Source organism: Pseudomonas khavaziana (assembly GCF_036704165.1).
In the GTDB taxonomy this organism is placed as follows: Bacteria; Pseudomonadota; Gammaproteobacteria; order Pseudomonadales; family Pseudomonadaceae; genus Aquipseudomonas; species Aquipseudomonas khavaziana.
This window is the reverse complement of sequence record NZ_CP129946.1, coordinates 4,729,679-4,751,231: the sequence shown is the minus strand read 5'-3', so window position 1 is coordinate 4,751,231 and position 21,553 is coordinate 4,729,679. Positions and strand designations below refer to the sequence as shown.

General features: G+C 59.7%; 25 protein-coding genes. 12 read left to right on the top strand and 13 right to left on the bottom strand.

The genetic code is table 11. The annotated features are described in order from the left end of the window. Positions 1–71 precede the first annotated feature (71 nt). From QYQ93_RS21125 to QYQ93_RS21115, 3 genes are read right to left on the bottom strand one after another with little or no spacing between them, the layout of a single operon-like run. Positions 72–635 (bottom strand): peptidylprolyl isomerase, encoded by a 564-nt coding sequence (locus tag QYQ93_RS21125; protein ID WP_043048967.1) that lies wholly within the window; start codon positions 633–635, stop codon positions 72–74. 3 nt (positions 636–638) lie between these two features. Next, the gene (locus tag QYQ93_RS21120; protein WP_043048965.1) at positions 639–1,442 is read right to left on the bottom strand and encodes an alpha/beta fold hydrolase; all 804 of its coding nucleotides are present in this window, start codon (positions 1,440–1,442) and stop codon (positions 639–641) included. 14 nt (positions 1,443–1,456) lie between these two features. Continuing rightward, on the bottom strand, positions 1,457–2,380 hold the full coding sequence (locus QYQ93_RS21115) for a LysR family transcriptional regulator (RefSeq protein ID WP_043048963.1): 924 nt from the start codon (positions 2,378–2,380) through the stop codon (positions 1,457–1,459). A 49-nt stretch (positions 2,381–2,429) separates the two neighbouring features. On the opposite strand from QYQ93_RS21115, the gene QYQ93_RS21110 reads away from it, so the two are divergent. The 3 genes from QYQ93_RS21110 to QYQ93_RS21100 all read left to right on the top strand — a co-directional run bounded on the left by QYQ93_RS21110 (position 2,430) and on the right by QYQ93_RS21100 (position 4,569). After that, positions 2,430–2,744: a hypothetical protein gene (locus tag QYQ93_RS21110; protein ID WP_043048962.1), complete on the top strand. Its 315-nt coding sequence runs from the start codon at positions 2,430–2,432 to the stop codon at positions 2,742–2,744. Positions 2,745–2,893: 149 nt separating this feature from the next. Then, positions 2,894–3,493: an FMN-dependent NADH-azoreductase gene (locus QYQ93_RS21105; RefSeq protein WP_043048961.1), complete on the top strand. Its 600-nt coding sequence runs from the start codon at positions 2,894–2,896 to the stop codon at positions 3,491–3,493. A 203-nt stretch (positions 3,494–3,696) separates the two neighbouring features. After that, positions 3,697–4,569, top strand: coding sequence for a carboxylate/amino acid/amine transporter (locus tag QYQ93_RS21100; RefSeq protein ID WP_043048958.1), 873 nt, complete (start codon positions 3,697–3,699; stop codon positions 4,567–4,569). Here the strand turns inward: QYQ93_RS21100 and QYQ93_RS21095 are convergent. Next, positions 4,523–5,554, bottom strand: coding sequence for an NADP-dependent oxidoreductase (locus QYQ93_RS21095; RefSeq protein ID WP_338475408.1), 1,032 nt, complete (start codon positions 5,552–5,554; stop codon positions 4,523–4,525). The two genes, QYQ93_RS21100 and QYQ93_RS21095, sit on opposite strands and share 47 nt — an antisense overlap. Before the next feature lie 79 nt (positions 5,555–5,633). Further along, complete coding sequence (locus QYQ93_RS21090) at positions 5,634–6,422, bottom strand: SDR family NAD(P)-dependent oxidoreductase (protein ID WP_043048955.1); 789 nt, start codon at positions 6,420–6,422, stop codon at positions 5,634–5,636. Between the two features lie 126 nt (positions 6,423–6,548). On the opposite strand from QYQ93_RS21090, the gene QYQ93_RS21085 reads away from it, so the two are divergent. After that, complete coding sequence (locus QYQ93_RS21085; protein WP_043048954.1) at positions 6,549–7,115, top strand: TetR/AcrR family transcriptional regulator; 567 nt, start codon at positions 6,549–6,551, stop codon at positions 7,113–7,115. A 16-nt stretch (positions 7,116–7,131) separates the two neighbouring features. On the opposite strand, the gene QYQ93_RS21080 is transcribed toward QYQ93_RS21085, so the two are convergent. Further along, positions 7,132–8,424, bottom strand: a complete 1,293-nt coding sequence (locus QYQ93_RS21080; protein ID WP_043048953.1) for a mechanosensitive ion channel family protein — start codon at positions 8,422–8,424, stop codon at positions 7,132–7,134. Positions 8,425–8,619: 195 nt separating this feature from the next. Between QYQ93_RS21080 and QYQ93_RS21075 the strand changes: the two genes are divergently transcribed. Then, positions 8,620–9,966 (top strand): DEAD/DEAH box helicase, encoded by a 1,347-nt coding sequence (locus tag QYQ93_RS21075; protein ID WP_034117156.1) that lies wholly within the window; start codon positions 8,620–8,622, stop codon positions 9,964–9,966. Positions 9,967–10,070: 104 nt separating this feature from the next. Here QYQ93_RS21075 and QYQ93_RS21070 read toward each other — a convergent pair whose 3' ends face one another. Beyond that, on the bottom strand, positions 10,071–10,346 hold the full coding sequence (locus tag QYQ93_RS21070; protein ID WP_043048952.1) for a hypothetical protein: 276 nt from the start codon (positions 10,344–10,346) through the stop codon (positions 10,071–10,073). Between the two features lie 154 nt (positions 10,347–10,500). On the opposite strand from QYQ93_RS21070, the gene QYQ93_RS21065 reads away from it, so the two are divergent. After that, on the top strand, positions 10,501–10,902 hold the full coding sequence (locus QYQ93_RS21065) for a hypothetical protein (RefSeq protein ID WP_043048951.1): 402 nt from the start codon (positions 10,501–10,503) through the stop codon (positions 10,900–10,902). Positions 10,903–10,941: 39 nt separating this feature from the next. Here QYQ93_RS21065 and QYQ93_RS21060 read toward each other — a convergent pair whose 3' ends face one another. From QYQ93_RS21060 to QYQ93_RS21050, 3 genes are all read right to left on the bottom strand, one after another. Further along, entirely contained in the window at positions 10,942–11,811 is an 870-nt protein-coding gene (locus tag QYQ93_RS21060; protein ID WP_338475407.1) for a DUF6279 family lipoprotein, read from the bottom strand. A gap of 66 nt (positions 11,812–11,877) precedes the next feature. Further along, positions 11,878–12,600: a TorF family putative porin gene (locus tag QYQ93_RS21055; protein ID WP_043048948.1), complete on the bottom strand. Its 723-nt coding sequence runs from the start codon at positions 12,598–12,600 to the stop codon at positions 11,878–11,880. Between the two features lie 207 nt (positions 12,601–12,807). Continuing rightward, entirely contained in the window at positions 12,808–12,987 is a 180-nt protein-coding gene (locus QYQ93_RS21050) for a hypothetical protein (RefSeq protein WP_003193095.1), read from the bottom strand. Between the two features lie 322 nt (positions 12,988–13,309). Between QYQ93_RS21050 and QYQ93_RS21045 the strand changes: the two genes are divergently transcribed. Both QYQ93_RS21045 and QYQ93_RS21040 read left to right on the top strand, forming a co-directional pair. After that, positions 13,310–14,146 (top strand): CvfB family protein, encoded by an 837-nt coding sequence (locus tag QYQ93_RS21045; RefSeq protein ID WP_338475406.1) that lies wholly within the window; start codon positions 13,310–13,312, stop codon positions 14,144–14,146. Between the two features lie 155 nt (positions 14,147–14,301). Continuing rightward, positions 14,302–14,700 carry a DUF2177 family protein gene (locus tag QYQ93_RS21040; protein WP_043048946.1) on the top strand — a complete coding sequence of 133 codons (399 nt, stop codon included), beginning with the start codon at positions 14,302–14,304 and terminating at the stop codon, positions 14,698–14,700. On the opposite strand, the gene QYQ93_RS21035 is transcribed toward QYQ93_RS21040, so the two are convergent. Continuing rightward, positions 14,644–15,822 carry a YbfB/YjiJ family MFS transporter gene (locus QYQ93_RS21035; RefSeq protein WP_338475405.1) on the bottom strand — a complete coding sequence of 393 codons (1,179 nt, stop codon included), beginning with the start codon at positions 15,820–15,822 and terminating at the stop codon, positions 14,644–14,646. The genes QYQ93_RS21040 and QYQ93_RS21035 overlap by 57 nt on opposite strands. 104 nt (positions 15,823–15,926) lie before the next feature. Between QYQ93_RS21035 and ptrR the strand changes: the two genes are divergently transcribed. Both ptrR and QYQ93_RS21025 read left to right on the top strand, forming a co-directional pair. Continuing rightward, on the top strand, positions 15,927–16,820 hold the full coding sequence (ptrR, locus tag QYQ93_RS21030; RefSeq protein ID WP_338475404.1) for a putrescine utilization regulator PtrR: 894 nt from the start codon (positions 15,927–15,929) through the stop codon (positions 16,818–16,820). A gap of 142 nt (positions 16,821–16,962) precedes the next feature. Further along, the gene (locus QYQ93_RS21025) at positions 16,963–17,085 is read left to right on the top strand and encodes a PA1414 family protein (RefSeq protein ID WP_003193089.1); all 123 of its coding nucleotides are present in this window, start codon (positions 16,963–16,965) and stop codon (positions 17,083–17,085) included. A gap of 97 nt (positions 17,086–17,182) precedes the next feature. On the opposite strand, the gene QYQ93_RS21020 is transcribed toward QYQ93_RS21025, so the two are convergent. Both QYQ93_RS21020 and speB read right to left on the bottom strand, forming a co-directional pair. Continuing rightward, a complete protein-coding gene (locus tag QYQ93_RS21020) occupies positions 17,183–18,565 on the bottom strand; it encodes a sodium:solute symporter (protein WP_043048942.1) in 1,383 nt (460 codons plus the stop codon). Between the two features lie 163 nt (positions 18,566–18,728). Further along, positions 18,729–19,679 carry an agmatinase gene (gene speB, locus QYQ93_RS21015; protein WP_021490873.1) on the bottom strand — a complete coding sequence of 317 codons (951 nt, stop codon included), beginning with the start codon at positions 19,677–19,679 and terminating at the stop codon, positions 18,729–18,731. A 256-nt stretch (positions 19,680–19,935) separates the two neighbouring features. Between speB and QYQ93_RS21005 the strand changes: the two genes are divergently transcribed. After that, positions 19,936–20,829: a LysR family transcriptional regulator gene (locus QYQ93_RS21005; protein WP_032895879.1), complete on the top strand. Its 894-nt coding sequence runs from the start codon at positions 19,936–19,938 to the stop codon at positions 20,827–20,829. A 6-nt stretch (positions 20,830–20,835) separates the two neighbouring features. After that, positions 20,836–21,441 (top strand): tRNA-uridine aminocarboxypropyltransferase, encoded by a 606-nt coding sequence (locus QYQ93_RS21000; RefSeq protein WP_043048939.1) that lies wholly within the window; start codon positions 20,836–20,838, stop codon positions 21,439–21,441. The last annotated feature ends 112 nt before the right edge of the window (positions 21,442–21,553 follow it).

Genomic DNA, 21,553 nt, shown 5'->3' with positions numbered 1-21,553 from the left:
CCCGCCGTGCGGGCTCTCCTTTCAAATGCGCGCGCTGCCTTGTGGGCTGCGCGCGAAGCTTGCTGCTGACCTCAGTCGATGCGCTTGGCCGACTTGATCAGGACAGGATCGATTGGCACGTTCTGCATGCCTTGCTTGGTGGTGGTCTGGGAGTTGACGATGATGTCGACCACATCCATGCCCTTGACCACTTTGGCGAACACGGCGTAACCGGCATCGCGGCCCGGATCCAGGAAGGCATTGTCGGCGACGTTGATGAAGAATTGGCTGGTGGCCGAGTTCGGGTCATTGGTGCGCGCCATCGACAAGGTGCCACGCACGTTATGCAGGCCATTGCTGGCTTCGTTCTTGATCGGCGCTTCGGTCGGTTTTTGCGCCATTTGTGCAGTGAAGCCGCCGCCTTGGACCATGAAACCCGGGATCACGCGGTGGAAAATCGTGTTGGTGTAGAAGCCTTTGTCGACATAGGCCAGGAAGTTCTTGGTACTGATCGGCGCCTTGACCGGGTCCAGTTCGATTTCAATGTCGCCATTGGTCGTGGAGATCAATACGTGAGGCGCCTTGGCAGGTTCGGCCGCCATCAGGTTGGCAGCGAACAGAACGGAACCGGCAAAGAAGGCGATTTTTTTCAGCATGGGTCAGTGATCCTGGGTAGTGGTTTCGACGGTCTTTAGAAAATCGAGCAAGGTCGCGTTAAAGACTTCGGGTTGGTCCAAGGGCGTGGCATGGCGGGAATCTTCAATGACGACCAGCCGCGCATCGGGCAGCAGTTTTACATAGTTTTCTTTCTGCGCCACGGGGGTGTAGTCGTGGTCGGCGCTGATGACCAGGGTTGGACAGGTAATCCTCGAAAGTTGTTCCTGCACGCCCCAGCCCACAATCGCGTCGAAGCTGGCGAGATAAGCACGTTTGTCGTTCTTTGCCCAGCGTTTGGCCATCTTGCGCCGCAGGTCGGCTTGCTCAGGTTTTGGGAACAGCCGTTCGCCCAGGGCATTGCCGATGGTGCTCAGGTTCAGCACGCGGGCCAGGGTCCAGCGCTTGGCCCACTGCCAATAGTCATCGGCGCTGCGTACCTTGACCTCGGGCGCGCTGTTGACGATGCACAGGCTCTTAACCCGCGTGGGTTCATCCACCGCCAGTTGGAAGGCGATCATACCGCCCATGGATAACCCCACCACGTGGGCCGCGGGCAGGTCCAGATGTTCGATCAGCGCGACCAGGTCGAAGGTGAACCCCTGGATGCTGTAGCGCTCGCGGGGTTTATCGGAGCGCCCATGACCGCGCACATCGACCACGATCAGGCGATAGTGGCGGGCTAATACCGGCACTTGCAGCTCCCAATCCTGGCTGCTTGAGCCCAGGCCATGGATCAGGATCAGCGGGCTGCCGTGGCCGTATTCCTCGTAATGCAGGCTGCAGCCTTCATGCTCGAACCAGGCCATGGATGAACTCCGTTTCAGGCTTGCAGGGGCGCGGCAAAGGGCGCGTCCAGGGGAGCGGTATCAAAGGTGCGCAGCAGTTCCACGAGGATCTGCGTCGCCGGCCCCAGGGGTTTGTCTTTGTTCGAATACAGGTAGAAGGTCGGGTGGCGGCTGCCGCCCTGTGCCAAAGGCAGCTGCTTGAGCACGCCTTCGTTCAGTTCGCGCTCGACCATGTGCCGGGGCAGCCAGGCAAAACCCAGGCCGCTGCTGACGAAGGCGGCGGCGGTGGCCAGGCTGCCGACGGTCCAGCGCTGTTCGGCGCCGAGCCAGCCGACATCCCGCGGTTGCTGGCGACCGGAGTCGCGGATCACCACCTGCATCTGGCCTTCCAGGTCCTGGAAGCTGAGTTCGCGGCCCATGCGGTGCAAGGTGTGCTCGGGATGGGCGACGGCAATGAATTCCACCGCACTCATTTCAGTGCCCAGGTAACCGGGGATGCTGAAGCTGCAAATCGCCAGGTCGGCCACGCCTTCCATCAGCAATTCTTCAACCCCCGACAGCACTTCTTCGCGCAAGCGTACGCGGCAACCGCGGCTTTGGGGCATAAACGCGGTGAGGGCGCGCACCAGGCGCGCATTGGGATAGGCAGCGTCCACCACCAGGCGCACTTCAGCTTCCCAGCCCTGTTCCATATGGTGGGCGAGGTCTTCCAACTGGCTGGCGTTCTTCACCAACTGCCGGGAGCGGCGCAGCAGCACTTCACCGGCCTCGGTCAGCACCGCCTTGCGCCCGTCGATGCGCAGCAGCGGCACACCCAGTTGGTCCTGCATACGGGCCACTGTGTAGCTCACCGAGGACTGTGAACGGTGCAGCGCTTCTGCGGCCTGGGCGAAGCCGCCGTGGTCGACCACGGCTTGCAACGTGCGCCATTGATCAAGGGTAACGCGGGGCGCTTTCAAGATGAGCTCCTCTTGTCCTAAGCTGGCGGTCCTTATTGGAGACTGCCGAATGAGAAAATTCTGTTGTGTGTTGCTGGCGCTGCTGCCGTTGAGCGCATTTGCCTACCCCATCGACGTGACTAAAAAGATCGACGGCGTAAGCGTGGACTACACCGCATCCGATGTGGACGCCGACATCAGTTCGATCCAGTTGAGTAACTACGGCACCCACGATGCGGTGTGTTCGGTAATCTTCACCAACGGCCCGGAATCGCCGCGCCGTCGCACCGTGACCGTACCCGCCGGCAAAAGCACCAACACCACGGCCAAGTTCAACCGCGCGATTATCAAAATGCGTATTGCCTTGGACTGCGCTCCAAAATAAAGCAGCGGAGCATGCCAGACAGGAATACTCCGCTTAACAACAAATTTCTAGATGGGTTATAGCAGTTTTTTGCGCTTTTTTATCGAATAGGCCCTGGTTAACCTTCGCTCCATCGACTTACAGCAATTACCGATGGAGCCTACCAAGCCATGTCCAATGTCCTGATCATCGAAAGCAGTGCGCGCCAGCAGGATTCAATCTCCCGCCAGCTCACCCAACAGTTCATCGGTCAATGGCAGGCAGCCCATCCGGCGGACCGCATCACCCTGCGTGACGTGGCGCGCAATCCCGTTCCCCACTTGGACGCCAACCTGCTGGGTGGGTGGATGAAACCCGCCGAGCAACGCAACGACGATGAACAGGTGTCCCTGGACCGTTCCAATGAATTGACTGACGAACTGCTGGCTGCCGATGTATTGGTGATGGCTGCGCCGATGTACAACTTCTCCATCCCCAGCACCCTTAAAGCCTGGCTGGACCACGTGTTGCGGGCCGGTGTGACTTTCAAGTACACCACCACCGGGCCACAGGGTTTGTTGACCGGCAAGCGTGCCATCGTACTCACTGCTCGTGGCGGCATTCACGCCGGCGCCACCTCGGATCACCAGGAACCGTACCTGCGCCAGGTCATGGCTTTTATCGGGATTCACGACGTGACCTTCATTCACGCCGAAGGGGTGAACCTGGGGGCGGGCTTCCAGGAGAAGGGCGTCAATCAGGCTAAAGCACTGCTGGCGCAGGTCGCTTGAAGCGTTAATCGCCAGATAATCCCGCGCTGGTTATATAGCGCCACGCAAACCCTTCAAGTACGCGTATCGAACCTCCCTTTGCACTTGTTGCTCCTGAGTGCTCCTGCCCGACTGCCGCTTAAGCGAGGTCGGGTTTTTTTTGCGCCGAGTTTCTTCAAGCCACGAAAAGCTTTAATGTCGCGACCATTCGAAATGAGGCGCGCATGGGCTATCTACTGGTTGTCACCCTGATTCAGGCATTTTCCTTCAGCTTGATCGGCGAATACCTCGCCGGTCACGTCGACAGCTACTTTGCGGTGCTGGTGCGCGTGGTGCTGGCGGGGCTGATCTTTATCCCGCTGACCCGCTGGCGCTCGGTGGAGCCGGCGTTCATGCGCGGCATGCTGGTGATCGGTGCATTGCAGTTCGGTGTGACCTATGTGTGCCTGTACCTGAGCTTTCGCGTGCTGACGGTGCCGGAAGTGCTGCTGTTCACCATCCTCACGCCGTTGCACGTGACCCTGATCGAAGACGCGCTTAATCGCCGTTTCAACCCTTGGGCGCTGGTCGCAGCCTTGGTGGCGGTGAGCGGTGCGGCAGTGATTCGTTTTGATCAGATCACTCCACACTTCCTGATGGGGTTCTTGCTGCTTCAACTGGCCAACTTCACCTACGCGGCCGGGCAAGTCATGTACAAGCACCTGGTGGCGCGTTATCCGAGTGACCAACCGCATTTCCGGCGTTTCGGTTATTTCTACCTGGGCGCCCTGCTGGTGGTGTTGCCCGCATTCCTGCTGTTCGGCAAGGCTGATTTCCTGCCGCAAGCGCCGCTGCAGTGGGGCGTGCTGGTGTTCCTGGGAGTGGTCAGCACCGCGCTGGGCATGTACTGGTGGAACAAGGGCGCCTGCCTGGTCAATGGCGGCACCCTGGCGGTGATGAATAACCTGCATGTGCCGGTGGGGCTGCTGCTGAACCTGCTGATCTGGAACCAGCACGAGCCGCTGGGGCGTTTGGCCTTGGGCGGCCTGGTGATTCTGGCGGCGGTGTGGATCAGCCGGCTGGGTGTGCGTCAGGCGGTATCGTCTCCTCTATCGTGATCACGACTTTACCTTTGGCCCGGCCTTGTTCCAGATAACTCAAGGCCTCGGCCGTCGACTCGAAAGGGAAGATACGGTCGATCACCGGCTTGATAATGCCGGATTCAACCAGCGCGGTGAGTTCATCCAGTTGGGCGCCGCTGTCGCGCATGAAGACGAAGTCATAACGGACGTTTTTTCTGCGCGCTTTGCGGCGAATGCCGCTGCTCAAGACACCCATGACCAAGCCCAATCCCCACGACAGGTTTTGCTCGCGAGCGAATGCCGGCGTCGGTGGCCCTGAGATGGAGATGAGCTGGCCGCCCGGCTTGAGAATGTCGAGTGACTTTGCCAGCGCATCCGGGCCGAGGCTGCTCAAGACCACGTCGTAGTCTCTGAGCACGGTTTCGAAGTCTTGCTGCTTGTAGTCGATCACTACATCCGCGCCCAGCGCCTTGACCCACTCGACGTTGGCGGTACTGGTGGTCGTGGCGACAAAAGCGCCCAAATGCCTGGCGAGCTGGATGACGATACTGCCGACACCACCGGAGCCGGCGTGAATGAAGACCTTCTGGCCTTTTTTCAGCCGCGCCGTTTCAACCAACACCTGCCACGCCGTCAGCGCGACCAGGGGCAGAGAGGCGGCTTGCTCCATCGTGAGGTTTGCAGGTTTGCGTGCCACTGCGTCTTCGCGTACCGCAATCAGCTCGGCGAACGTTCCGATGCGCTGCTGGGGAGGGCGAGCATAGACTTCGTCACCCGGCTTGAAGCGTCGTACCGCCGACCCCACGCTGAGCACCACACCGGCCAAGTCATTGCCCAGGGTCAACGGCAACGCATACGGCAGGATCAGTTTGAATTCGCCTTTGGCGATTTTTGCATCCAGCATATTGACGCTGCTGGCATGCACTTGAACCAGCACGTCATGTTCACCCACCGCCGGTGCCGGGGCTTCGGTGAGGCGGCCTGTGTGCTTGCCGTAACGCTCGATTGAAAATGCCTTCATGGTTCAACGCTCATGGCTTGGACGGGAAGGGCAGGCGCCTATGCATCGCAGTAGCACAGCACGCCTGCAAAAGGGTTGATCAGGCTTTGACCAGGTAGCGTTCGGCTACCTCGGACTGCTTGATCTGCGCCAGCAAGCCTTGTCGCGCTGCCTGCAAGGCATCCCAGCGTGCGCCGTCCTGCAACGGCGGGATAGTCACGGGCTCGCGCCGGTCAAAGCCGATCAACGCCGCATCAACCAGGTCACCCACTTCCATCACGTCCGTGAGGGTATTGATGTCAATGCCAGCCCGCTCCCAGATCTCGGTACGCGTGGCCGCCGGCAGCACGACTTGTACGTAAACGCCTTTGGGAGCCAGCTCAAGGCTCATACCCTGGGACAGGAACAGTACGAACGCCTTGGTGGCGCCATACACCGTCATGCCGAACTCCGGCGCCAGGCCCACGACCGAGCCTATGTTGATGATAGCGCCGTCACCTGCTGCCGCCAGGCGCGGGGCGATGGCGCTGGCAAGTCGCACCAGCGCCGTGGTGTTGAGCGCAACCAACTGAGCGACGCTGTCGCTGGACTGTTCAATAAAGCTGCCGGACTGCGCGGCCCCGGCATTATTCACCAGCGTGCCAATGCTGGCGTCCTCGCGCAGGCGCGCTTCAACCGCTGCCAGGTCAGCGCTTTGAGTCAGGTCGGCGGGGAGGATATCAATGGTGATGGCGTGCTGTTGGCGCAGGCGGGCGGCGAGCGCTTCCAGGCGCTGGATGTCACGGGCGACCAATACAAGATTGTGGCCGCGCTGGGCAAAACGCTCGGCGTAGGCGGCGCCAATGCCGGTCGAAGCGCCAGTGATGAGAACGGTAGTGGAAGTGCTCATGGTGTGATGCTCTGTGGATGCGATGAGGTTTTATGATGTCGATCATAATCAAAACTGTCAACGGTTTTGATTATGATCGACATCATAGTAAGATGCCTATATTGCAGGGCAGCAGGAGGGCAAAAAATGAAGATCACCAAGACGCAATCACAGAGCAATCGAGCGCATATCGTCGCGACGGCTTCCGAACTGTTTCGTGAACGCGGTTTCGATGGGGTAGGTGTGGCCGAATTGATGGCTGCCGCCGGTTTTACCCAGGGCGGCTTTTACAAGCACTTCGGCTCCAAGGCGGATTTGATGGCGGAAGCGGCCGCCAATAGCCTGGCGCAGTCGCTCGCGAGCAGCGCGGGGATGGAGGCGGGGGAGTTTTTCGAGGTGTACCTGTCCAGGCAGCACCGCGATCATCCCGGCGGCGGATGCACATTAGCGGCGTTGTGTGCAGACGCTGCGCGTCAATCGGACACGCTCAAGCAGACCTTCGCCAACGGGTTGGAAAACACGCTGCAAGCCCTGGAGGCAAAGTACAACGCGGCGCAGGACGAATCACAGGAAGACGGGCGCGCGAAAATGCTCAACCGGATGGCCCACGCCATCGGCGCCATTGTGTTGTCGCGGGCGTGCCCGGATGATTCCGCCCTGGCCGATGAAGTGCTTGAGGTGTGTCGCAAGGAGATTACGGCATCACTGCCGTAATCCCGTTCGGGTCACATCACGCCGTTTCGACGTTGGACACCTGGGTGGCCCCGGCCAACGCAGGCAATACGCCGGCGCGCAGGTCATTGCCGCTCGGTTGCTGATACAGGCTCAACCCGAACTCCGGCAACACCGCCAGCAGATAATCAAAGATATCCCCCTGGATCCGCTCGTAATCGCCCCACGCGGTGGTGCGGGTAAAGCAGTAGATCTCCAGCGGCACGCCTTGGGCGGTGGTTTGCATCTGGCGCACCATGCAGGTCATGTTCGGCTGGATGTCCGGGTGGCTTTGCAGGTAGGCCAGGGCATAGGCGCGGAACGTGCCGAGGTTGGTCATTCGCCGGCGGTTGGCCGAGAGCTGCGCGCTTTGGCCCTGGGCTTCGTTCCAAGCCTTGAGTTCGGCCTGCTTGCGCCCGATATAGCCGGTGAGCAGGTGCACCTGGGTCATGCGCACTTCTTCGTCATCGCGCAAAAAACGTACGCCGCTGGCGTCGATATACAGGCTGCGCTTGATGCGCCGCCCACCGGAAGCCTGCATGCCGCGCCAGTTCTTGAACGACTCGGACATCAGGCGCCAAGTGGGGATGGAGACAATGGTCTTGTCGAAGTTCTGCACCTTGACCGTATGCAGGGTGATATCCACCACATCACCGTCGGCGCCCACCTGGGGCATTTCGATCCAGTCGCCGACCCGCAGCATATCGTTGCTGGTCAACTGCACGCTGGCGACGAATGACAGCAGGGTGTCCTTGTACACCAACAGGATTACGGCTGACATGGCACCCAGACCCGACAGCAACAGCAGCGGCGATCGGTCGATCAGCGTCGCGACAATGATGATTGCGCCAAATATGAACAACACCATCTTCGCCAATTGCACGTAGCCCTTGATCGAGCGGGTGCGTGCGTGTTCGGTGCGTGCGTAGATGTCCAGCAAAGCATTGAGCAGTGCGCTCATGGCCAGGACCAGGAACAGAATGCTGATCGCCAGGGCCACATTGCCGATAAACAGGATGGCGGTCTTGCTCAGGCCCGGCACCAGGTAAAGGCCGAACTGGATCACCAGGGACGGCGTCATTTGTGCCAGGCGATGGAAGACCTTGTTGTGCTGCAGGTCGTTGAGCCAGTGCAGGGCCGGTTGCCGGCCAAGCAACTTGATGGCGTGGATGATCAGGTAGCGCGCTACCCGTCCGAGCAGCAGGGCCACCACCAGCAACACCAGCAAGCCGAGGCCGGCGTGCAGCAGCGGATGTTCATCGAGGGTGCCCCAGAGGTCCTGGGCGTTGAGCCAGAGCTGTTTGATATCCATGAATGAAACCGATTCTTCTGTAAGGCAAGACGAGGGGGGATTAGAGCATTTAAGTGCAACAAAGTTGACGCTGTAGACAAATACGCTGACAAAAAAGCAGCTGATTAGCCCTGTTCGCGTAAAGAAACTCGGTTTGGACGCGCGAAACCGGTAACCTATGCCGCTGATATTTTGTATTTCTTCGAGGTAGCACCCGTGTTTTCCCAATTCGCCCTGCACGAACGCCTGCTCAAAGCCGTGGCCGAGCTTAAATTTGTCGAGCCTACGCCTGTGCAAGCAGCGGCCATCCCGCTCGCGCTCCAGGGGCGTGACCTGCGGGTGACGGCTCAAACCGGCAGCGGCAAGACTGCTGCTTTTGTCTTGCCGATCCTGCACCGCCTGATCGGCCCGGCCAAAGTCCGTGTGAGCATCAAGACCTTGATCCTGCTGCCGACTCGCGAGTTGGCCCAGCAGACCTTGAAGGAAGTGGAGCGCTTCTCGCAGTTCACCTTCATCAAGTCCGGCCTGATCACCGGCGGCGAAGACTTCAAGGTCCAGGCTGCCATGCTGCGCAAGGTGCCGGACATCCTGATCGGCACCCCGGGGCGCATGATCGAGCAACTCAATGCCGGCAACCTTGATCTCAAGGAAGTCGAGGTGCTGGTGCTCGACGAAGCCGACCGCATGCTGGACATGGGCTTCGCCGATGACGTGCAGCGCCTGGTGGCCGAGTGCGTCAATCGCCAGCAGACCATGCTGTTCTCCGCCACTACTGGCGGTTCGACCCTGCGCGACATGGTCGCCAAGGTCCTGAACAACCCCGAACACCTGCAGGTCAACAACGTCAGCGATCTCAACGCGACCACGCGCCAGCAGATCGTCACCGCCGACCACAACGTGCACAAAGAGCAGATCCTCAACTGGCTGTTGGCTAACGAGACCTATCAGAAGGCCATCGTGTTTACCAACACCCGGGCCGCGGCTGACCGCATCTACGGTCGCCTGGTGGCGCAGGACTACAAGGCGTTCGTGCTGCACGGCGAGAAAGACCAGAAGGACCGCAAGCTGGCCATCGACCGCCTCAAGGCAGGCGGCGTGAAGATCCTGGTGGCCACCGACGTCGCCGCCCGCGGCCTGGACGTGGACGGCCTGGACATGGTGATCAACTTTGACATGCCCCGCAGCGGCGACGAATACGTACACCGTATTGGCCGTACCGGGCGTGCCGGCAACGATGGCCTGGCCATCTCGCTGATCTGCCACGGCGACTGGAACCTGATGTCGAGCATCGAGCGCTACCTCAAGCAGTCGTTCGAGCGCCGCACCATCAAGGAAGTCAAAGGCACCTACACCGGGCCGAAGAAGGTCAAGGCGTCGGGCAAAGCCGTGGGCGTGAAGAAGAAAAAGACCGACGCCAAGGGCGACAAGAAAAAGGCAGGCGCCAAGTCGCCGACCAAGCGCAAGATCGCCAACCGGCCGAAGACCGACAACCTGTCGCTGGTCAGCAAGGACGGCATGGCGCCGCTCAAGCGCCGCAAGCCAGAAGCACCGGCTGCCGAATAAGCAGATGGGCAAAAAAACCGGACAATGTCCGGTTTTTTTATGCCTTTATCGTTCCCACGCTTTGCGTGGGAATGCCTCCCGGGACGCTCTGCGCGCCGCCGTACTCAGCTTTTGGCCTTGGCGGCAGCTTCTTTCAGTTCCTTTAGCCGGGCATCAATCAACTGGCACTTGTCGGGAAACTCTGCGCTCTCAGTATCCAGATCCATTTTCTGCAACTCGTCATTCATCTCCTTGGCCTTGGTTGGGTTCTGCTCGGTGAGCTTGGTCACTTCCTTGGCCAGTTCTTCGCGCTTGGCCGTGGCCTCGTCGAGCGTACAAGCCCAGGCGGGCAGGGCGGCAAGCAACGTGGCGGCGATGGCCAGGTTTCTCAGGGTTTTCATGGTCGGACCTCCTTGGCGGTATAGGCAGTTGAGGCGGCGAACGTCTGGAAAGTTCAGAGAAATGACGCCCGTCTATCCGGGTGAACGGCCAGTGCCCGCACGTGTCACTACCTATGACGGGCTAATTTTCCATCGGCCTGCAGGAGGAATCAGGATGACGACTTACAACTGGGATCTGATCGAACGTCTGCTGCATGAAGTGCAGAACGGCGAGGGCAGCTTTGCCCCGCGTAAATACGCCGAGCAGGAAGCCGCTGATAAAGCGACGGCTGGCGAGGACACCGGCAACCTGGATGCGCTGAAAAAAACCGCTGCGGACTACGAAGCGTTGTTGTTCAAGCGCGGGTTCATTGAGTCGCGTCCCGAAGAGGAAGGCGGCAACGGTGAGAACTTCATCTTGACTGAGCGGGGTGCAAGGCTATTGGCGTTGATCGACAGCTCGATTCCTGGCAATGAGCACCCCCGTCAAGTGATGGACGAGCAGGAGGACGCGCTGGATGAAGCGACCTTCGATCAAGTCTCTTCCAAAGCTGCGATTGCCGGTGGCGCTATATAACCCCTGAATCCAATGTGGGCGGGAGCGATGCTCCCCTCCCTATTGATTTGCGCCAGCCTTGAGGCATTTAAGGGCTTTGAAATCGCCCCGTACGCCGTCGATTTTTTGCTTCAGTTTCTGCCGCTGTTGCACCGTGCTCTCAGCCATCAGGTCCACGATCAGACTGCGCGCTGCTGCTTCGGTCTGGGCATAGGCAGCACGGTATTCAGGCGTCCATAGGCTCTCCCTGTCCACCAGCAAACGTTGCATCTTCTGCGGGAAGTCGGCGTCGTGGCGGTGCTCGACGGCCTCGATAAACTGCGCCTGCCAATGGGCGCGGTTGCCGATCCACGCGTGGTTCTGTTCACCCAGGGCGATGGACCAGGCCGTTACGCGGTTTTGCTGGCTGGCGCTCAGCGGGCCGATCCAGGCGTCCAGGCGCTTGCTCATGCGCTCGGCGCGTTCTTTGATCTGCTGGGCCAGCGGTGGCTTGAGGTATTCGTCCTGGCGTTTGCGCAGGTCCTTGGCAAGGGCCTCGCTCATATCCTTGACCTGTTGATCATCCAGACCCTGCAGCAACTGCACGGCGGACGGGGTGATCTCCCGCGCGATCTCGGCAATCGCCTGCTTGGCTTCGGCGGTTCGGGTCTGCAGCGCAGCGTCAGTGATTTGGTTGCTGTCGACCATTTGCTGCAAGCGGTCCAGCCAGTCCAGGTAACCCGGCAATTGCGTGGTGCAATGCCAGGCCAGGTGTTCCTTGAGGGTGTCGTTGAACCAGCTCTTTTGCCCGGCGTTCATGTCCAGGTAGTCGTTGAGGGTCCAGGGGATGATCACGTCGAGATTACGGTAGGCCAGGCCCACGCGATTGCAGCCGGCGAGCACCAGGCTCAGGGTCAACAGTACCATCAGGAGTTTGAGCCGGCGCAACATGGGCGAGTCCTTGCACGGATGGGGTTAATGCATGTGAACCTGCGCGAGGTGCGACAGTTCAGCCCATCAATAAAACGGCCGGACAGCCTTCAAGGTCAACAGGCCGTCACATTGCGAATTATGTCCGGAGTAGGCCGAGCAGTCACCGCCGCTGAGGCTGGAATCGCTGTAGATCAGGTCCAGGTCAATGCCTTTCCACGCCCGGGAAAATTGCACCGACCAATCGCTGAAACTGCTGATGGCGCCGTTCTCCACCGAGACCGGTGTGCCCAATTGGTGGGTGGTGTACTTCATGCTGACGCCGATACCGAAAGGCTGGGTGCCGCCGAGGTCGGCAAACAGGGTGCTGTCCTGGCGGTCGGGGTCGTTGCTGAAAGATACGCCAAAGCGGTTACCCAACAGATTCAGGCCGCCATAGAACTCCTGGCTGTCGAGGGGGCTGACCTTGGGGTAGCTGTAGTGAATCAAGCCCACTTCATAGCCCAGGGTCTGGTCGAAAGGGCGTTTGAAACCCAGGTAGGAGTCGACTTCGAGATTGTTGGGTGAGGACAGGCCCATGTTCGGCGAAAACTGGCCGAAATACAGGCCGCTGTCGTGGCTCAAGTCCAGGCCGCCGTGGAACGAGTCGCTACCAGGGGAGGTCGGCTTGACCAGGCCCTGAGCCATACTCCGGCTGGGGGTGGTGCCCAATTTCAGGTCGAAGTCACCCAGTTCGCGCTGGAAAATCTGCGCTTCGGCCAATGGGCTGGCGACTAGGATACTGACCAGGAAAATACAGCGTTTAAGCATGCTTCACTCCATGAAAAGCGAGGAGCAGTAACGGATGGGTTCGAGCAGATGCCCGTGCTAGACGTGTGCAAGGATACCGGCGAATGCCAGGCGTTGAGACCCGTTCGTCGATTAGCTTGATATTGGATGCGGTGCGAGGGTGTTTCGAACTCTAGTCCTAGCGCCTTGAGGGCAAGACGCTTAGGGACCAGATGCAGTGCGCAGGTATTACTTCTTGCCCAGGCTGATCTGCTTGGACGGGCCGAAAGTCTGGCCACTCACGCCCTTGGCAATCTGCTGGATTTCGCCACCGGACTTGAGGAACGCAGCAATCTGGCTGTTGATCGATTCGCTGGTTTCAACGGCGGGAGCTGGCTTTGCTTTGCTGTTGGATGCTTTTACGCGCATGGCGGCCACTAACCTGTAGAAAATTAACTTGGCCAGGCATCGTACAGGAAATACTTGACAATTGCTTGGCAAATATCCCCGGGCAATAAGTTACAGGCCTCGGGATAAACGCAGATAATCGATGAAATAAAGCGCTAACTTACTGTTTTAGCTCGGAACCATTGGGCGGGCCGAAGAGGGTGACACGGCAAAATTCAACCGATTGATCAGACGAGTGGAGCGTTGCCAGTGTAACGCCATGCCAGCCCGTGATTTTTCAGGCGTACGCGCGTGCAAGGCGCAACTCGGGTAGAATGCCGCCCACGCAATGAGGGTATTGGAAATGGCTTTAATCGGGCGCTACAACAGCTTGCAAGTGGTCAAGCATACTAACTTCGGTTTGTACCTGGATGGTGCGCAAGATGGGGAAATCCTCTTGCCTAATCGGTATATCCCTAAAGATATTCCCAGTGAAGATGAAGACTGGCTTAACGTTTTCATTTATCTGGACAGCGATGACAAACTTATCGCCACCACCGAAAAACCCAAAGTTCAAGTCGGCGAATTTGCCAGTTTGAAAGTTGTGGAGGTCAACAGCATCGGTGTATTCCTCGATTGGGGGTTGCCAAAGGATCTGCTGCTGCCGTATTCGGAAGAAAAACGCCAATTGACCGCGGGTGAGTATTGCGTGGTGCACGTCTACCTCGACAAGCACACCAAGCGCATCACCGCCACCGCACGTCTTGACCGCTACCTGGACAAGACGCCAGCCAACTACCAAGTGGGCCAGGAAGTCGACCTGCTGGTGGCCGAAGCCACGGACATGGGCTTCAAGGCGATCATCAACAACAAGCACTGGGGCCTGATCCACAAGAACGAAGTGTTCAAGTTCCTGCGCCCGGGCAAGGAAGAAAAAGGCTTTATCAAGGAGATCCGTGCCGATGGCAACATCAGCCTGAGCCTGCAACCGGTTGGCCAGGAAGCAGCCTCCAGCCTGAACTCCAAGATCCTCGCCAAGTTGCGCGACAACAATGGCACGCTGCCGGTCAGCGATAAAAGCGATCCGGCCGTGATCAGCAACTTGTTCGGCGTGAGCAAGGGCAACTTCAAGAAGGCCATTGGTGCGCTCTACAAGCAGGGCCAGATTGTGATTCATGCCGATCGCATTGAACTAAGCTGATCGCGCCTGGATCTTTGTAGGAGCGAGCTTATTGTGGCGAGGGAGCTTGCTCCCGCTCGACTGCGCAGCAGTCGCGAGCTTTTGGGGGCGCTTCGCACCCCAGCGCAAGCAAGCTTGCTCGCCACAATACGCTCGCTCTTACAAAGGCTTGTGTCATGTCCAAGAGAACGCTCTTCGCCTACCTCGGCACCCTGCTCGCCTTTCTCATCCTTGACGGCCTATGGCTCGGCGTCCTGATGGGTCCCACCTACAAATCCCTGCTCGGCCCGCTGATGCTTGATCAGCCGCGCCTGTTGCCGGCGGTATTGTTCTATCTCCTGTATGTGCTCGGTTGTGTGGTGCTGGTGATCTTGCCCAGCGCAAGCTGGCAACGCGCTGCGCGTTTGGGCGCCCTGCTTGGCCTGGTGGCCTATGGCACTTATGACCTGAGCAACTGGGCCACGCTTGAAGGCTGGTCAGCCGGGCTGGCGGTGATGGACATGGCGTGGGGCACCTGCCTAACGGCGATGTGCTGCACCGTCGGCCATCTGTGTGCACATCGGCTGCGTCGGTAGGGAGCGGTTGATCAACACTGAGCCTGCCAATAACAACCCGGTGCCTGCGATGGCCAGCGCCGGTTGCAGGCCACCACTGAGGTGGCTGCTCACCGACGCCAGCAGCGGCCCGCTCAGTTGGCCGATGGCAAAGCTGGCGGTCAACAGCCCGGTGCTGCGTTGGTAGCCGTGGGGCGCGACTTCCCGCAAGCGGGCCATAACCAATTGCATGCAGGCCAGGAAGGGCGCACCGCACAGCAACACACCGAGCGCCAGGCCCCAGCTATTGCCGAGCAGGCAGGCAAACACGCCTGCTGCTTGCAGCCACAAGGTCGCCATCAGCCAGTGGCGGGTGGTGTGTGGGTCCTTGCGGCGCAGGCTTGCCACCGCCACACCCAGCGCGGCCGCCAGGCCAAAGCAGGGCCAGAACAGATCGGCCTGCCAGGCGCCTTTGAACTGTGCGCTGGCCATCTGTGAGAGAAAGGTCGCCGGTATGATGTAGCCCAGGCCGTATAAAAAGTAAATCCAGCACAGGTGCGCGATGCTGCCGTTATTACCTGCGCTGGTGGCCTGTGCAGGTGCGAGGGTCGGCTTGGGTAAAAACGCCAGGATCGCCAGCAGCATCAGCAACGCCACCACGCCGTAGATCAACCACAGCGTGGCAGAACTTTGCCCCCTGAGATTCGAGCCCAGCGCCAGCAAACCTGTCAGCAAGATCCCCAGCCCCGGCCCGGCAAAGATCAACGCGCCCAGGCGTGGTCTTCCGGCGGCAATCGCCAGCGGTTGGCTCAAACTGGTGATCATCACCAACACCCAGGCGCTTGCCACGCCGGTGCCGAAGCGCAACAGCAAGTGTGGCCAGAACCCGTTGGCCCAATACGACGCCAGGGTCAGCAATACGCAGAGCCATAGCCCGCCGTAGAGGCGCCCGCGTACATGCTGATGGCTGCGGGCAAAGATCGAGTCCACCGCGCCCACGAAGTAGCCCAGGTAGTTGGCGGCGGCGATCAGCCCGGCGCCGGTCAGGTCGATCTGACCTTCGCTGAGCAGATGTGGCATTTGCGGAGTGAGGGCAAAGCGGCCAATGCCCATGGCCATCATCAGGGCGATGAAGCTGGCGAGTAAACGAATCAGCGGTGACATGCTCAGGGTTCCTGCAAGAAAGCGAATGACTTGCAGGCTAAGGTGGATTGACTTTCTGTAAAAATGAATAATAGTGAGAAACTTGTTCAGTTTTGGAGAAAGGTATGGAGTTCAGTCAATTGCGGATTTTCCAGGCGGTGGCAGAAGAGGGCTCCATTACCCGTGCGGCTGAGCGTCTGCACCGCGTGCCCTCGAACCTGTCGACTCGGCTCAAGCAGATGGAGGAACAGCTCGGCGTCGAGCTGTTCGTCCGTGAGCGCCAGCGTTTGCAGCTTTCTCCTGCGGGCAAGGTGCTGCTGGACTACAGCACTCGGCTGCTGGCGCTGCATGACGAAGCCCACGGCGCCGTACAAGGCGGGCAACCGGCCGGTGACTTTGTGTTGGGTAGCATGTACAGCACCGCGGCAGTCCACTTGCCGAAACTGCTGGCGCGTTATCACAAGACTTATCCCATGGTGAACCTGCAGGTGCAGTCGGCACCCAGCGGGGAACTGCTGGAAGGTTTGATCACTGGGCGTCTGGACGCAGCTTTTGTGGACGGTCCGATGACGATCGCCAGCTTGGATGGCGTGCCTTTATGCGAAGAGCGTCTGGTACTGATTTGCGAGGCTGATCACCCGCCGGTGCGCGGTCCACAGGACGTGGCTGGCCGTTCGGTGTTCACTTTTCGACGCAGCTGCGCCTACCGCACCCGCTTGGAAACCTGGTTTTCCCATGATCGCGTCGCCATGGGGCGGGCGATCGAGATCGAGTCCTACCAAGGCATGCTCGCTTGCGTGATCGCCGGTTCCGGGGTGGCGTTGATGTCCGAATCCATGCTCAACAGCCTGCCAGGCAAGGACAGCGTGTCCGTTCATCCGCTGACTGGGCCTTTTGCCACTGCAACCACCTGGCTGATGTGGCGAAAGGGTATGCTCGGCGCTAACCTCAATGCATGGATCGACCTGCAGCAAGAGGGTAGGGCCGAGTCTTTGCCAGATACCCGTGCGATTGCTTGAACGATCCGTCAGGATTCGGATCAATCCAGTAATAGTTCGTTGTGGTTTCGTTCAAGCAATACCTAGGACTTAAGGCTACTATCACTGTAGGAAACGGCGACAAAACTCACGCCGACCAGCACTACCCTCAAAGGGGGCAACCATGAAAGAGAAAATCCAGAACTGGCTCCATGACCTTGGCGTTGCGCTGGGCTTGATCGAGCCACCGCTGCAACCGGTGCCGATCCGTACTGATGATGAGCAGCGTCGGCCACGTCGCCGCTAAGCATTCGCTCTCGCATTTGTTTGCTCAAGGCGAAAAAAAACGGGCGCGACCTCCGACGTCGCGCCCGCTGAAGAAACTCGCTAAATCCTTTTATAGCTCAAACCGTCCGAGCCGCCACTGTATCCGGTCGGCGCGACACTAAGCTCACCAGCACAAAACTCACCAGCGCGACCGCCAGGCTGTAGTAAATCGGCGTGTTTGCGGCCAGCCCATCCTTGAACATAAACACCAGTGCGGTCACAAAACCCAGGGTCATGGACGTAATTGCGCCCGAGGTTGTTGCGCGCTTCCAGAAGATCGCGCCAATCAATGGCACCAACATACCGCCTACCAGCAGGTTATAGGCCAGGGTCAGGGCGCTGATCACATCGTTCACCACCAGGGCAATACACAGTACGGCGACGCCGGTCAGCAGGGTGAACAAGCGGTTGATGCGCAGGCTCGATTGCTTGCCACCGCGCAGCCGTGGCAGCAGGTCCTCGGTCAGTACGGTGGAGGCGGCGAGCAAGCCGGCGCTGGCGGTAGACATCATCGCGGCCAGTGCGGCGGCGATGACCAGGCCACGGATGCCATCCGGCAACGAAGCTTTGACGATGGCGGCGAAGGCATTGTTGACGTTGTCCAGGTCCGGGATCAGCACATGGGCGGCCATGCCGATCAGCGCACAGGCCAAGCCGTAGAGGATGCAGTAGAAACCTGCGAACGTGCCGGCGTATTGGGCGACCTTTTCATCACGGGCAGTGAACACCCGTTGCCAGATATCCTGGCCGATCAGGATGCCGAAGAAGTAGATCATGAAGTAGGTGATGATCGTGTCCCAGCCAATGGCGGTGAAGCTGAAGCTCGACGCTGGCAGCTTGGCCACCAGTTCGTCCCAGCCGCCGACGCGGTACAGGCAGATCGGCAGCAGGATGAACATCAAGCCGACGGTCTTGATCACGAATTGCACGATATCGGTGAGGGTCAGCGACCACATGCCGCCGATGGTCGAATACACCACCACCACCCCACCACCTACCAGTACCGACATCCAGAACGGCAGGTCGAACAGCACTTGCAGCACAGTGCCGATGGCCAGGATCGAAGTCACCCCGATCATCAGCGCGTAGGCCAGCATGATCACCGCACTGGCCTGGCGCGCCATGGGGTTGTAGCGTTTTTCCAGGACCTGGGTGACGGTGAATATCTTCAACTTCAACAGCGGCTTGGCCAGGAACAGGTTCAGCGCGATGATTCCCGCACCCAGCGCGGCGCACAGCCAGAAACCGGAAATGCCGTGCACGTAGCCCAGGCGCACGGTGCCGACGGTGGAAGCGCCGCCCAATACCGTGGCGGCCATGGTACCCATGTACAGCGACGGGCCGAGGTTACGGCCGGCCACCAGGTAGTCTTCGTGGGTTTTAGCACGGCGCATGCCGTAGTAGCCGAGCACGAGCATGCCGGCGGCGTAGAGGAGTACGACGAATAAATCCAAAGCCATGGCGGTGATTCTCCGATTATATTTTTTATGGTCGATCAGGCGGCAGCCGGCTCCGTAAACACGCGAGCGAAAGTCAGGTATCTCGAGGAGGGGGCTCTACGACCCCCTTGGTTGTCAGTGTGTAAAGACGGTTCTTGTTATTTTCATACCCCGTGTGCGTTCATCAGCGATGCGCCACGCCCGGCAGTACGCAAAGCATCTCGTACAGCAGGTTGGCGCCGAGCAGCGAGGTGTTGCCGGTGGTGTCGTAGGGCGGCGAAACCTCTACCAGGTCGCAACCAATCAGGTCGAGGCCCTGGCAACCGCGGATGATCTCGATGGCCTGGATGGTGGTCAGCCCACCGATTTCCGGGGTGCCGGTGCCGGGCGCCCAGGCGGGGTCGATGCCGTCGATGTCGAAGCTCAGGTACACCGGGCCGCCGCCGACTTTCTCGCGTACTTCGGCCATCAACGGCGCGAGGGAGTGATGCCAGCATTCTTCGGCCTGTACCACGCGAAAGCCCTGTTTGCGGCTCCAGTTGAAGTCTTCGGCGGTGTAGCCCTGGGCACGCAGGCCGATCTGCACCACGCGGTCGCAATCGAGCAAGCCTTCTTCCACGGCACGGCGGAAGGTGGTGCCGTGGGCAATTTTCTCGCCGAACATATGGTCATTGACGTCGGCGTGGGCGTCGATGTGCACCAGCCCGACCTTGCCGTGTTTCTTGTGGATCGCCCGCAGGATCGGCAGGGTGATGGTGTGATCGCCCCCCAGGGTCAGGGGGATCACATCGTGCTCAAGGATTTCATCGTAGGCTTCTTCGATGATGCGCACGGCGTCGAGCAGGTTGAAGGTGTTGATCGCCACGTCGCCGATATCGGCCACCGACAGCGAGTCGAACGGTGCCGCGCCGGTGGCCATGTTGTACGGACGGATCATCACCGACTCGGCTCGGATCTCCCGTGGGCCGAAACGCGTGCCGGCGCGCAATGAGGTGCCGATATCCAGGGGCACGCCAATAAAGGCGGCGTCCAGGCCCTTGGCCGTTTGCAGGTGAGGAAGACGCATCATGGTGGCGATGCCGGCGAAGCGCGGCATTTCGTTGCCGCCCAGTGGTTGGTGGAAAATCTTGTCCACGGGATTGCCTCATCGTTGTTTTGTTTATTAGTGGGCGATTCTGCGAAAAGCCTGGCGTAGGAAGAATCGGCTGGGGCAAATACTTAGTTCAGATTTTTCTAAACTAATGACTGGGGTAAACTCCCTGATCCTGTAGGAGCGAGCTTGCTCGCAAAAAACGTCAGCGATGACGCAGGCATCCAGAATGTACGCGGCGTCCTCAGGTTTTTCGCGAGCAAGCTCGCTCCTACAGTTAGTTGAAGTTTGTGGAGACCCTATGGCCAACGCCTTGCCCGACCTGAAACTGCTGCGCATCTTCGTCAGCGTCGTGCGCCATCAGGGTTTCGCCAATGCCCAGCACGAACTCAACCTGTCCACATCGGCCATCAGCACCTATATGAGCCAGCTGGAATCAGCCTTGGGCCTGGTGCTGTGCCATCGTGGTCGTGGTGGTTTCAGCCTGACCAGCAAGGGCGAGCTGTTTCATCAGGAAACCCTGCGCCTGCTGGGCGAACTGGAAGGCTTCGAACAATACGCCGCGGCGTTGAAAGGCGAGCTGCGCGGTACCCTCAAGCTCGGCGTGCTCGACTCCACCGTCAGCGACAAGGCCTTGCCCTTCGCCGAGGTGATCGGCGCCTACAGCCTGGAGCACCCGGCAGTGCACCTGCACCTGTCGGTGATGAGCCCCTATGAACTACAACTGGGTGTACAGGACAACCGCCTGGACCTGGCCATCGGCGCGTTTTCCAATCGCATGAGCGGACTGGTCTACATGCCGCTGTACCGTGAACAGCACTGGCTTTATTGCAGCACCCGGCATCCGCTGTTCAATGAGCGGCGTATCCCTGAACAAGTGATCACCCAGCAGCGCATGGTCGGCCGTGGCTATTGGAGCCAGGCCGAGTTGGCGCGCCATGGTTTCAAGCACAGTGCCGCGACGGTGGAAAGTATGGAGGCTCAACTGATCCTGGTGCTGTCCGGCGCGTACATCGGCTACCTGCCCGAGCACTACGCCCAGGCGTGGGCCGACAAGGGCGACCTGCGTGTATTGCTGCCCGCCACGTTCGGCTATCAGGCACCGTTTTCGATGATCATGCGCCGTGGTCGCAGCCGTGAACCGCTGATCCAGACTTTCCGCGACTTGCTCAAGACCCAGCTCAACCAGGCCTGAAAACACATGTCCAGACCCCAATGCCCGCGATGCCTGCGGCCGACCACTCACTGCCTCTGTGCGCTGATCCCCCACCTCGACAGCCGTACCCGCGTGTTGTTGTTGCAGCATCCGAGCGAGGTCAACCATGCGCTCAATACCGCACGGTTGGCGGCGTTGGGCTTGAATAATGCGCAGTTGCTGGTGGGCGAGGTGTTTGATGACCTGGCGACGTTATTGAGCGCGCCTGGGTATCAGGCTCGGCTGTTGTTTCCTGCCGATGATGCCCAGCCTTTGCAAGCCTACGCGCCCGATGACCAGCCGCTGTTGCTGGTGGTGCCCGATGGCACTTGGCGCAAGGCGCGCAAACTGTTGCACCTCAACCCGTTGCTGGCGGCGTTGCCTCGGGTGACATTGGCCAACGGCGGCGTCTCCCGGTATCGCTTGCGCAAGGCGCCGGGGCCCGGAGCCTTGTCGACGCTCGAAGCCATCATGCAAGCGCTGCAGGTACTGGAAGCGCCGGTATCCTTCGAGCCGCTGCTCAAACCCTTTGAAGCATTGATTGAGGGGCAGATTGCGGCGATGGGGGAAGAAATTTTCCGGAGAAATCATGGCGGCGGACGGCAGGAGTAGCAGGTTTATCGAGGCGCGACCATCGGGAGCAAGCCCCCTCCCTCATTCGACCGCATTCTCATGATGGAATGCGATCAACTGTGGGAGGGGGCTTGCTCCCGATGGCGTCCGA